Origin of the sequence: Sphingobium phenoxybenzoativorans, assembly GCF_001757355.1 — a bacterium.
Taxonomy (GTDB): domain Bacteria; phylum Pseudomonadota; class Alphaproteobacteria; order Sphingomonadales; family Sphingomonadaceae; genus Sphingobium; species Sphingobium phenoxybenzoativorans.
This window is the reverse complement of sequence record NZ_MINO01000016.1, coordinates 71729-83455: the sequence shown is the minus strand read 5'-3', so window position 1 is coordinate 83455 and position 11727 is coordinate 71729. Positions and strand designations below refer to the sequence as shown.

General features: G+C 64.8%; 9 protein-coding genes. 6 read left to right on the top strand and 3 right to left on the bottom strand.

Features of this window, described 5'->3' with window-relative positions; all coding sequences use genetic code 11:
- Positions 1-1981 (bottom strand): molybdopterin cofactor-binding domain-containing protein (locus tag BHQ40_RS10680; protein ID WP_070155692.1); only part of this gene is annotated, 1981 nt, incomplete at its 3' end.
- A gap of 201 nt (positions 1982-2182) precedes the next feature.
- Positions 2183-2617: a CoA-binding protein gene (locus BHQ40_RS10675; RefSeq protein ID WP_070155690.1), complete on the bottom strand. Its 435-nt coding sequence runs from the start codon at positions 2615-2617 to the stop codon at positions 2183-2185.
- Between the two features lie 238 nt (positions 2618-2855).
- Between BHQ40_RS10675 and BHQ40_RS10670 the strand changes: the two genes are divergently transcribed.
- The gene (locus BHQ40_RS10670) at positions 2856-3926 is read left to right on the top strand and encodes a type I restriction endonuclease (protein WP_070155688.1); all 1071 of its coding nucleotides are present in this window, start codon (positions 2856-2858) and stop codon (positions 3924-3926) included.
- Between the two features lie 25 nt (positions 3927-3951).
- On the opposite strand, the gene BHQ40_RS10665 is transcribed toward BHQ40_RS10670, so the two are convergent.
- Positions 3952-4917, bottom strand: a complete 966-nt coding sequence (locus tag BHQ40_RS10665; RefSeq protein WP_070155713.1) for an Mrp/NBP35 family ATP-binding protein — start codon at positions 4915-4917, stop codon at positions 3952-3954.
- 114 nt (positions 4918-5031) lie between these two features.
- Here BHQ40_RS10665 and hflK point away from each other — a divergent pair, with 114 nt between their 5' ends.
- The 5 genes from hflK (at position 5032) to BHQ40_RS10640 (ending at position 11719) form a co-directional block, all read left to right on the top strand.
- Complete coding sequence (hflK, locus tag BHQ40_RS10660) at positions 5032-6153, top strand: FtsH protease activity modulator HflK (protein ID WP_253183321.1); 1122 nt, start codon at positions 5032-5034, stop codon at positions 6151-6153.
- Positions 6153-6998, top strand: coding sequence for a protease modulator HflC (gene hflC / locus BHQ40_RS10655; protein WP_070155684.1), 846 nt, complete (start codon positions 6153-6155; stop codon positions 6996-6998). Before hflK ends, hflC begins: the two co-directional genes overlap by 1 nt.
- A gap of 270 nt (positions 6999-7268) precedes the next feature.
- Entirely contained in the window at positions 7269-8777 is a 1509-nt protein-coding gene (locus tag BHQ40_RS10650) for a Do family serine endopeptidase (protein WP_070155682.1), read from the top strand.
- Between the two features lie 214 nt (positions 8778-8991).
- Positions 8992-10620 (top strand): helicase HerA-like domain-containing protein, encoded by a 1629-nt coding sequence (locus tag BHQ40_RS10645; protein ID WP_070155681.1) that lies wholly within the window; start codon positions 8992-8994, stop codon positions 10618-10620.
- A 322-nt stretch (positions 10621-10942) separates the two neighbouring features.
- On the top strand, positions 10943-11719 hold the full coding sequence (locus tag BHQ40_RS10640; protein ID WP_083276840.1) for a sulfite exporter TauE/SafE family protein: 777 nt from the start codon (positions 10943-10945) through the stop codon (positions 11717-11719).
- Positions 11720-11727: the final 8 nt, after the last annotated feature.

Sequence of the window (11727 nt, the reverse complement as noted above, 5' to 3'; positions counted from 1 at the left end):
GATTGATCTGATCGCCGCAATCGACCGCCGCCACGATGCGCGGCACGGTCAGCTTGCCATTGTTCAGCCCCGCCTCCACCAGCACGGCGATGTAGGCGCCGTTCATCGCGTGGCAGGCGATGCCCTGCCCGCTGCCCGCAATCCCCCCCTGCCATCCGCCCATCGCCGCCGCCGTGGCGAGGCAATGGGCAAGGCGCGGCTGACCGCCGAGCATCTGGATGCGGAAGGACAGCGGCTCTATCCCCGCCGACTTGGCCAGCTCGTCGATGAAGCTTTCCGTGAAGAAGGCCGAATAATGGTTGGCGTTGGACCGCCAGCGCCCCGTGGGCAGGCCGATGTCGGCGGGATAATGGTCGATGGCGAAATTCTTCATCGCATAGGGCGTCGTCATGCCGGACACCGCCAGCCGGTCGGCGCGCCCCGACGCCGCCTTCGCCGCGTCATGGGGCAGCGCGCCATCGGCGATCCGCGCCCATGTTTCGGCGAGGGCAGCGGGCGCGGCGACCTTCGCCAGCCAGCCCTCGATCACCCCGTTGCGGCCCAGCTTCGCGGCCATGCGCGCATGGGCGGGCGCACGGGGCAGGTCGCGGATGATGTCCTCCGCCCGCGACCACATGAGCTGCACCGGCTGCTTCATTTCCTGCGCGATGATCGCCGCCTGCACCCCCGCCTCGAAATCCATCTTCCGGTCGAACGATCCGCCCGCATGCAGCGGATAGAGGATCACATCGCCCTTCGAAAAGCCCAGCGCCTCGGCGATCGCGGCCCGCGCGAAGGTGGGCGCCTGCGTCGCCATCCACACTTCCGCCAGCCCGTCCTTCACCCGCGCCGTCGCCGCCATCGTCTCCATCGCCAGGTGCAACGCAGGCGCGACCTGATATTCGCTGGCGACGATGGTCGCGCCCTCGAACACCGGCAGCAGGTCGCCCTGCTCATACAGCCGCCGTCCGCCGCTCCCCGCAAATGCGTCCTCCAGCGCCTTTTCGATGCTGGCGGTGTCGACCGGCCTGTGCGGCAGGGTGAACAGGGGGTCCAGCAGGTCCAGCGCCTTGTTCGCCGCCCACCAGTTGGACGCGACCGCCGCCACCCACCGGTCGCGCTGCACCAGCTTGCGGAACCCCGTCACCTTGGCGGCGGCGGCCTCATTGACCTTGCCGAGCGCCGCATCGCCCACCGGCCCCTGCCGGATCGATGCGTACAGCATGTCGGGCACGCGGATGTCGGCGGCGAAGGTCATCGATCCGTCGATCTGCGCGGGCAGGTCGATCCGCGGCACGCTTTCACCCGCCAGCCGCCCGTCCGCGTCGCTGTCCTGCCGCAGCGGCAATATCTCCGGCAGGTCGAACGTGCTCGCCTCCGCCGCCAGCTCGCCGATCTTCAACCGGCGCTTGCCGCCGTCCGACACGATGCCATTCTTGATGTCGCAGCTTTCCCAGGCGACGTCCCAGCGCTTGCCCGCCGCCTTGCACAGCAGCACGCGGGCCGCCGCCCCGGCGTCGCGATAGCTGTCATGGAACATCCGGACGGACGTCGATCCGCCGGTCAGCATGATCGCGTTGCGGGTGGCATATTCCTTCAGCGCCCAGTCGCCAACCCCGCCCAGCATGGTCGTCAGGTCGCTGCCGCGCCATTCCTCGACCAGCAGCGTATTGGCGTAGAGCGCGCTGATCGGGGCTGGCTGCACCGCAACCGTGCGCCAGTCCGCGCCCAGCTCGTCCGCCAATATCTGCGGCAGGACGGTGGTGACCCCCTGCCCCATTTCGGTCTGCGGCACGATGACGGTGACGACGCCGGACTTGTCGATTTTCAGGAAAGCGCCGAACAATTGCTCGCCCGGCGACACATTGACATTGGCCTTGTAATCGCGCGGCCACAGGCTCCAGGCGACCAGCAGCCCGGCGGCGGCGCCCCCGCCGACCAGCATCGTGCGCCGGTCGATCGCGATCCCCTGCCTCTCCTTCGATCCCGGTGCGCGCGCCATATATCCGCCTGATAGAAGGCCCCGCGCGAAACGGGAAGGTGCTAAAGTGGCGGGAGTCACTTGGAGCCGAACGGCCTCCGCAAATTACCCCCCTCCGTTCGCTTCGAGCGTAGTCGAGAAGTCTCGCGCAGTGTCTCGACTTCGCTCGACACGAACGGAGATTGGAGTGCTTCCACGTAAAATGGACAACTCCAGCCCCCTTCACCCCTCCCCCACAGGCGTCAGACCCAGCCTGCGTATCTCAATCGCCGGGCAGCGGTCCATCACCACTTTCAGCCCCGCCGCCTCGGCCCGCGCCGCCGCTTCCTCGTTGACGACGCCCAGTTGCATCCACACCGCCATTGCGCCCGCCGCGATGGCGTCATCGACCACCGCGCCCGCCGCCGCGCTGTTCCGGAAAATGTCCACAATGTCGATCGGCACGCCGATGTCGGACAGGCGGTCCCACACAAATTCGCCATGAATATGCTCGCCGGGGATTTGCGGATTGACCGGCAGCACCCGGTATCCATGATCCTGCAGCACCTGCATCACGCCATAGCTCGGCCGGTCCGGCCGGTCCGAAGCCCCCACCATCGCAATGGTCCGCGCCCCGTTCAGCAGGGCGGCGATATCTTCGTCACGGGTCAATGGCATGGGGGTTCTCCTTTATGAGTGGAGATAGGTACGAAAAGGCCGCAGCAAAAGACAGTGGTCAGGATGCGCGTGCGGCCAGCATCTTCATCTGGAAGCGTGGCAACTAGCCTGCATCATCGTAAACAAAAACAACGGCTTACTTTCGAAATATATGATCCCTCAAATATGGCTCCAATTGGCGTGGACCAGATGATGGCGACACGGCATCATTGTTCTTGTCTTATTGGGGGATAGGATCATGGACCTGGCGACGCGGCTTTCCGAACTTCAGAAGCGGACCATAGAACATCGCGAAGTTTTGCTGACTGAGGAGGCAGCCAAAACCGCCTTGGTCATGCCCTTTCTTCAGGCTCTTGGATATGATGTTTTCAACCCCAGCGAGGTTGTGCCGGAGTTTATCGCCGATGTCGGCACCAAGAAAGGCGAGAAGGTCGATTACGCGATATGCAAGGGTGGGAAGGTCACCATTCTTGTCGAATGCAAGCCTTCGTCGCTTGAATTGAACATCAATCACGCCGGGCAACTTTTCCGTTATTTCAGCGTGACGGATGCGCGTCTGGCAGTCCTCACCAACGGCGTGGTTTATCAATTTTATGCGGACATCGAAAAACCGAACAAGATGGATGAAAAGCCATTCTTCACATTCACGATGGATGCGATCAAGCCAACCGACGTCAAAACCCTGGAGAAATTTGCCAAATCTTCCTTCGACATCGACAAGATCGTGCAGGAAGCAGGCAATCTTAAGCTGCAGTCGTTGATCCGCATCGAATTGGCGAAGGAGTTTTCCGAACCGTCGGAAGAATTTGTCGGCATGATGGCGCGGCGCATACATGAAGGCCGCCTTACGCCGGCGATCAAGGATCATTTCGCCAAGCTGCTGGCCAACTCCATCGCCACTTTCATTCGCGATCTGGTCACGGAACGCCTGTCCTCGGCCCTGAACGCTTCTGCCCCAAGAGATCCTGATATCGAGGAGGAAACGGCCCTCACCGACAATTCGGAAATTATAACGACGGCAGAAGAAATATCAGGGTTTCATATTGTTCAGGCCATCGCGTCGAAGTGGGTGCATCCAAAGCGGATCATACTTCGTGACGCGAAATCCTATGCCGCCATTTTGTTGGACGACAATAATCGCAAATCCATTGCCCGCATGCACTTCAATGGCGTCACCACCAAATATTTCGGTACATTTTCCGGGAAGGATGAAGAAAGGCACACTATCGCGGACCTGACCGATATTTATCAGTTCGGTCCCCAGATAGAGGCAAGGCTGAGGGAACTGGATGATAGCCTGACAAGATAGCGCCCAGATCAGCGCCTATCGCAAACTACCGCCCCTTCCCCAACCACGCCGCCACCTGCTCCGCAATCGCCCGGAAAGCCTCCGCCTCCGCGCCATCCCCAGCCGCAGGCGGCTCTCCCGCGTCCGATGCCGTGCGTATGCCCATCGCCAGCGGTATCCGTCCCAGGAACGGCATGCCCATCTCGCCCGCCGCTTTCTCCGCCCCGCCGGAGCCGAAGGGGTCGGACACTTCCCCGCATGACGGGCAGGCATAGCCCGCCATATTCTCCACCAGCCCGATCAGCGGCACGCCCGCCTGCTCAAACAGGCTGACCGCGCGCGCCGCGTCGATCAACGCCAGGTCCTGTGGCGTGGAGACGATCACCGCGCCCGCGGGCTTGTGCTTCTGGATCATCGAAAGCTGCACGTCGCCGGTGCCAGGCGGCAGATCGACGATCAGCGTGTCGATCCCGTCCCAGCGCGCATCGACAAGCTGGCTCAATGCATTGCCCGCCATCGGCCCGCGCCACGCGATCGCCTGCCCCGGTTTCACCAGATGCCCCATCGACAGCATCGGCACGCCCCAGCGGCTCTGGATCGGGAACATCTTCTTGTCCTGCGCCTCCGGCTTCTCGCCCTCGCTGCCCATCAGGCGCGGCTGCGACGGGCCATAAATGTCCGCGTCGACCAAGCCGACCCGATGCCCCAGCCGCTTCAATGCCACCGCCAGATTCGCCGACAGGGTGGACTTGCCGACGCCGCCCTTGCCCGAACCCACGGCGATGATCCGCAGCGCGGTTTTTTCCTGCGTCATCGCGATCCGCACATCGTCCACGCCCGGCGCATCCTGCACCGCGTGGCGCACCTCGCGCTCCATCGCCTCGCGCACGTCATTGGACAGGCCGGTCACGTCCAGCACCAGGGTCAGCATGCCCTCGCGCAATCGCAGCCCGCTGGTGCGGCCCATGGTGAGGGAGGAGAGGCGATCGGCGATGGCGGAAAGATCGGTCATGCGCGGCCCCATAGAGCGGAACGCGCGCCTGCGAAACCATCCTTCACCACCTATCCAACGGGAAATCGCGGCAGAGGACTGTTTTTCCCCGCTGCGCCTACCTATAGAGACCAGATGAGCAGTTTATTCGGGTGGATGCCCGCAATCGTCGCCGCAATGAGCCAGGGGCCGTGGGGCGGCAAGGGTAACGACTCCGGGGGCGAGGAGCCTGGCGGGGATAAAAGCGATGGCCCGCGCAACCCGTGGACACAAAAGCCCGGCGGCGGCGGTCCCTCCGGCGGCCGTGGCCCCACGGCGATAGACGAGCTGATCCGTCGCAGCCGGGAAAGCTTTGGCGGCGGTTTCGGCGGCGGCTTTCCGCAGGGTCCGGGCGGCCGGGCGCTGTGGCCGATCGCGCTTGGCCTGATCGTCCTTGTCTGGATCGCGCTGACCTCCATCCACCGCGTCGGCCCGCAGGAGCGCGGCATCGTGACGCTGCTCGGCAAATATAGCCGCACCCTCTCGCCGGGCATCAGCCTGACGCTCCCCGCCCCGCTGGAATCGGTGGAGACGGTGGATGTGGAGGAAATCCGCACCGTCGACATCGGATCGGCCGAAAGCGACCGCGAGAATCTGATGCTCACCGGCGATCAGAACATCATCGACCTGGCCTATTCGGTACGCTGGAACATCCGCAACCCGGAGCTTTACAAGTTCCAGCTCGCTGACCCGGACACGACGATCCGCGAAGTCGCCGAATCGGCGATGCGATCGGTGATCGCGTCCGTCTCGCTGGACGACGCGCTCGGCGCCGGGCGCTCGGCCATCGAGCAGCAGGTGGAGCAGCGCACGCAGCAGATCCTGGACAGCTACAAGTCCGGCGTCCGCATCCAGGGCGTCGCGATCAAGCAGGCGGACCCGCCCTCCGCCGTCAACGACAGCTTCAAGGAAGTATCCGCCGCGCAGCAGACGGCGCAGACCTACCTCAACGAAGCGCGCGCCTATGCGCAGCAGCTCACCGCCCGCGCACAGGGCGAAGCCGCCGCCTTCGACAAGGTATATAGCCAGTATAGCCTCTCGCCGGAGGTCACGCGCCGCCGCATGTATTATGAAACGATGGAGGCGATCCTGCCCGGCCTGGACAAGACGATCGTCGAAACCGGCAACGTCACCCCCTATCTGCCGCTGCCGGAGCTAAAGCGCCGCGCCGCCGCCGCGCCCGCCGCATCGGCCGCGGCCAGCGAGGGAGGCCAGTAATGCCGTTCATCCTTCGCAACCCGATCGCCCTCGCCCTCATCGCCATCGCGCTGCTGATCCTGCTGGGCAGCACCGTGTCGATCGTGCCGGAAACCCGCCAGGCGGTGATCGTCCGCTTCGGCGAGCCGGTGCGCATCGTCAACCGCTACCGCCCGAACGAGGCGTTCGGCACCACCGGCGCGGGCATCATCGCCCGCCTGCCCTTCGCCGAGCAGATCGTCTGGATCGACAAGCGCGTCCTTGCGGTCGAAATGGAGCGGCAGCAGGTGCTCTCGACCGATCAGCTCCGGCTGCAGGTCGACGCCTTCGCCCGGTATCGCATCGTCGATCCGCTGCGCATGTATATCTCCGCGGGCAGCGAGGATCGCGTGTCCGATGCGCTCAAGCCCATTCTCGGCTCGGCGCTGCGCAACGAACTGGGCAAGCGGCCCTTCGCCGCGCTGCTCAGCCCGGAACGCGGGCGGGTGATGGAAAATATCGCGCAGGGCCTCAACCGCGTCGCCCGCCAATATGGCGCGGAGATCGTCGACGTGCGGATCAAGCGCGCCGACCTGCCGGACGGCACGCCGCTCGACACCGCGTTCCAGCGGATGCGCACCGCGCGCGAGCAGGAATCCAACACCATCCGCGCGCAGGGCGAAAAGCAGGCGCAGATCATCCGCGCCGAAGCCGACGCCAGCGCCGCCAAGGTCTACGCCGACAGCTTTGGCAAGGATCCGCAATTCTACGACTTCTACCGCGCCATGCAGGCGTACCGCCGGACCTTCTCGCCCCAGGCGGGCGGGCAGACGCAGGTGATCCTGTCGCCGGACAACGACTTCCTGAGGGAATTCAGGGGCAGGTGAGGCAGGAAGTCGGGTAAGCCATGCACGTTTTCGGGTTGGCCGATATTCTGTTCAGGCCGGAGCGAAAATGGCGCATTTTGAGAACCGGCGCGCAGCATACTACAGTATGTGAGCACCGGAAGCGCAGAAAGGCGGCATTTGCAGCCCGGTCTGGGCGGAATCGGTCGGCCCGACGGGAACGGCCGCCATTCAATGTGGGTTAAGGGAGACGGGAGCAACTCAATGCTCCCTTTTCCTCCATCGCCCCTTTGACAGAGAGGATTTTCATTAGTGCGTTACGCATATGCCATTACCGGGGCCTTGCTGCTGGGCGGCACGGCCATCGCCGTCACCTCCACCCAGCCGCTCGGCGCCCAGACCGCGCAGAATGAAGGCATGCAGGCCGCCGCCCCCGTGGGCGCGCCCGGCAGCCTCGCCGACATGGTTGAGAAGCTGCAGCCGGCTGTCGTCAACATCTCCACGCGCCAGCGCGTTCAGGTGCAGAACCCCTTCGCCGGCACCCCCTTCGGCGATCTGTTCGGCGGCGGTCAGGGCGCTCAGCCCCAGACCCGTCAGGCGCAGTCGCTCGGTTCGGGCTTCCTGATTTCGGCGGACGGCTACATCGTCACCAACGCGCATGTCGTTTCGGCGGGCGCGGAGGGCGCTACCGTCGACTCGATCACCGTCACCCTCACCAACCGCGAGGAATATTCGGCGAAGCTGATCGGGCGCGACACCGCCAGCGACCTTGCCGTGCTGAAGATCGACGCCAAGAAGGCCCTGCCCTTCGTCAAGTTCGGCGACAGCACCAAGTCGCGCGTCGGCGACTGGGTGGTCGCGATCGGCAACCCCTATGCGCTCAGCGGCACCGTGACCGCCGGCATCATCTCCGCCGTCCACCGCAACACCGGCGGCGGCAGCGACCGCTTCATCCAGACCGACGCCTCGATCAATCAGGGCAACTCCGGCGGCCCGATGTTCGACATGCGCGGCAATGTGATCGGCATCAATTCGCAGATTCTCTCGCCGTCGGGCGGCAATGTCGGCATCGGCTTCGCCATTCCGTCCGAACAGGCGGTCCCGGTCATCGACACGCTGCGCAAGGGCGAGAGCGTCAAGCGCGGCTATCTGGGCGTGCAGATCAGCCCGCTGTCGGAGGATATGGCCGACTCGCTGGGCCTTGCGAAGAATCGCGGCGAGTTCGTCCAGTCGGTCGAGCCGAAGCAGGGCGCGGCCAATGCCGGGATCAAGGCGGGCGACGTGATCGTGAAGGTCAATAATCGCGAAGTCACGCCGGACGAAACCCTGTCCTACATCGTCGGCGGCCTGCCGATCGGACAGAAGGTGCCGATCGAACTGATCCGCGGCGGCCAGCGGACCACGGTCACCGCCGTCGTCGGCCAGCGCCCGCCGGAGGAGCAGCTCGCCAATTTCGGCAGCGGCGATTCGGACGATGACTTCTCCGACAAGAGTCCGCAGGGCAGCGCCGCGGCGGCGCAGCAGGCGCTGGGCATCGCCGTCCAGCCGCTGACGCCCTCCATCGCGCGCCAGATCGGCGCGGCGCCCGACACGCGCGGACTGGTGATCAGCAGCGTCGACCAGTCCACCGACGCAGGCGCGAAGGGCCTGCAGCGCGGCGACGTGATCCTGTCGGCGAACAACCGTCCGGTCACGACCGAGGCGGAGTTCAACGCCGCCATTGCGCAGGTCAAATCCTCCGGCCGCAACGCCGTGCTGCTTCAGGTGCAGCGCCGTGGCGGCCAGGCCGGCTTCATCGCCGTCCGTTTGCGCGACAAGTAAGTAAGACTAAAAACCCTCTCCCCTTGCGGGAGAGGGTTGCGTAAACTTGGCTGCGTGCAGCCTAGTCGAAGCTGGGTGAGGGGTATGCGCTTCGCCGAAGCGCGCGGGCCGGCGGCCCGCTCACCCTCATCCAACTCCGCCTAATCGGCAAGCCGATAAGGCTACATATCCTTCTCCCATCAAGGGAGAAGGTCTTGGATGTGGGGGAAACAGAATGGCGGACACGGGCATTTTCATCGGGCTTGGTCAAACCAAGGATGGCGGCCAGCCGCAATATCTGAACCTGCGCCGCGCCAACCGCCACGGCCTGATCGCCGGCGCGACCGGCACCGGCAAGACCGTGACGCTGCAGGGCATCGCCGAAAGCTTTTCCGCGCAGGGCGTCCCCGTATTCCTGGCCGACGTGAAGGGCGACCTGTCCGGCGTGTCGATGGCCGGATCGCCGACCGCCAAAAATGCCGACAAGCTGGTCGCCCGCGCCAAGGAAATCGGCGTCGAAAATTACAGCTATGCCGATAATCCGGCGATCTTCTGGGACCTGTATGGCGAACAGGGTCACCCGATCCGCACCACCGTCAGCGAAATGGGGCCGCTTCTCCTCGCCCGGCTGATGGGCCTCAACGAAACGCAGGAAGGCGTACTCAACATCGCCTTCCGCTATGCCGATGAGGAAGGGCTGTTGCTGCTCGATCTGGGCGACCTGCAGTCGATGCTCGCCCATTGCTCTGAAAATGCCGACATGCTCTCGGCCAAATATGGCAATGTCACCAAGGCCAGCGTCGGCACCATCCAGCGCCAGTTGCTGCAGCTCGACAGCCAGGGCGGCGGCCATTTCTTCGGCGAACCCGCGCTCGACATCCATGATTTCATGAAGGTGGATGAGAAGGGGCGCGGCTACATCAACGTCCTTGCCGCCGACAAGCTGATGCAGAGCCCGAAGCTCTATGCGACCTTCCTGCTCTGGCTGGTTTCCGAGCTGTTCGAAACGCTGCCCGAAGTTGGCGACCCGGAAAAGCCGGTGCTCGTATTCTTCTTTGATGAGGCGCATCTGCTGTTCGACGACGCGCCCAAGGCGCTGCTCGACAAGATCGAGCAGGTCGTCCGCCTGATCCGGTCGAAGGGCGTCGGCGTCTATTTCATCACCCAGAATCCCATCGACATTCCGGAGGATGTCGCCGGTCAGCTCGGCAACCGCGTCCAGCACGCGCTGCGCGCCTTCACCCCGCGCGACCAGAAAGCGATCCAGGCCGCCGCCGACACGTTCCGCATCAACCCGGACCTCAATGTCGCGACGGCGATCACGGAACTGAAGGTCGGCGAGGCGCTGGTCTCGCTGTTGCAGGAGGATGGATCGCCCAGCATCGTCCAGCGCACCCTGATCGCCCCGCCCCGCTCGCGCGTCGGCCCGGTCGACGCCAAGGAGCGGGCGATCATCCAGTCCATCTCGCCGGTCGCGGGCAAATATGATGATGCGGTGAACCGCGAATCCGCGCAGGAGATCCTCGCCGCGCGCGGCAACGCGGCCGCCGCCGCCGCAGAGGCCAGCAAGGCGCAGGCGGAGGCGGACAAGGCCGCCGCCGTGCAGGCCAAGCTGGAGGCGAAGCAGCAGGAAGCCGCGCTCAAGGAGAAGGCGCGGGAGGACGCCGCCGCCGCCCGCGAGGCCGCCAAGCCCAGCGCCTTTGACAAGGCGATCCAGTCCGCCACCCGCGCCGCCGGATCGTCGGTCGGCCGTCAGGTCGCGAACGAGCTTGGCAAGGCGGTGTTCGGCGGCAGCAGCAGAAGCAAATCGGGCGGCATAGCCGGGCAATTGGTCCGCGGAATTTTAGGCAGCCTTTTCAAATAGTTAGCATATGCGCCTTTGCCGCGTAAAAACCCCTGACACCGTCGCATTCCTCATCGCATTCGCCTGCGCTGGGCATGCCGCCATCCGGCTCGGCCCACCGCGCCTCGCGCAACTTCTGTACCGAAACGAGATAGGAAATGTTGCTTTCTAGGCAGCGGCCCCGGCATTACGCATAAGCTGTTTTTCAGCCCCGTTTCCGCCGGATTCGCCATGCCCCTTTCGCCCGCCCCGATTATGGTCCTTCCCCATGCGGGGCGCCTGATTTGACGGGGCCTGATTTGACGGAATCCGTCCAGGCTGGCTGCGGGCTGCGCATATCATGATCGCGATCAATCCAATGTATTCGCTGGCCGGGCTTGCGGTTGGCATATTGGTCGGCCTGACGGGCGTCGGCGGCGGATCGCTGATGACGCCGCTGCTGGTGCTGATGTTCGGCTTCCACCCCGCCGTCGCGGTGGGCACCGACCTGCTCTACGCCTCCGTGACCAAGACGGTCGGCAGCCTGGTTCATGGCTCGCAGGGCGCGGTCGACTGGCGCATCCTGCGCCTGCTGGCGCTGGGCAGCCTGCCCGCCGCCTTCGCGATGCTCCTGCTTCTCTATTATATTGGCAAGCCTTCGCAGGCGATCGCCCACCCGATCGCGGTCGCAATGGGCGTCATGCTGATCCTGACCGGCATCGCCCTGCTGTTCCGCAACCGGATCGTGCTATGGTCCCGCGCGCATCTCAAGGAACGCACGGAACGCCAGACGGCGGTCATGACGGTCGTGCTGGGCGTCATCGTCGGCGCCGCCGTGTCGCTGACATCGGTTGGCGCGGGCGCGATCGGCGCGACGGCGCTGCTGATCCTCTACCCGCGCGTGCCGCTCAACCGGATCGTGGGCACCGATATCGCCCATGCCGTGCCGTTGACGCTGGTCAGCGGGGTTGGCCATCTGCTGCTCGGCACCGTGGACGTGCCTTTGCTCGGCTCCCTGCTGATCGGTTCCATCCCCGGCATCATCATCGGCAGCCTGATGGCCTCGCGCGTCCGCGAACATCATCTCCGCCCGATCCTTGCGATCGTCCTGATCCTCGTCGGCCTCAATATGCTGAAGTGAAGGGCCGC

Coding starts and splice junctions, on each gene's coding strand:
- BHQ40_RS10675 (WP_070155690.1), bottom strand. CDS start 2,617: ATGCCATTGACCCGTGACGAAGATATCGCCGCCCTGCTGAACGGGGCG.
- BHQ40_RS10670 (WP_070155688.1), top strand. CDS start 2,856: ATGGACCTGGCGACGCGGCTTTCCGAACTTCAGAAGCGGACCATAGAA.
- BHQ40_RS10665 (WP_070155713.1), bottom strand. CDS start 4,917: ATGACCGATCTTTCCGCCATCGCCGATCGCCTCTCCTCCCTCACCATG.
- hflK (WP_253183321.1), top strand. CDS start 5,032: ATGAGCAGTTTATTCGGGTGGATGCCCGCAATCGTCGCCGCAATGAGC.
- hflC (WP_070155684.1), top strand. CDS start 6,153: ATGCCGTTCATCCTTCGCAACCCGATCGCCCTCGCCCTCATCGCCATC.
- BHQ40_RS10645 (WP_070155681.1), top strand. CDS start 8,992: ATGGCGGACACGGGCATTTTCATCGGGCTTGGTCAAACCAAGGATGGC.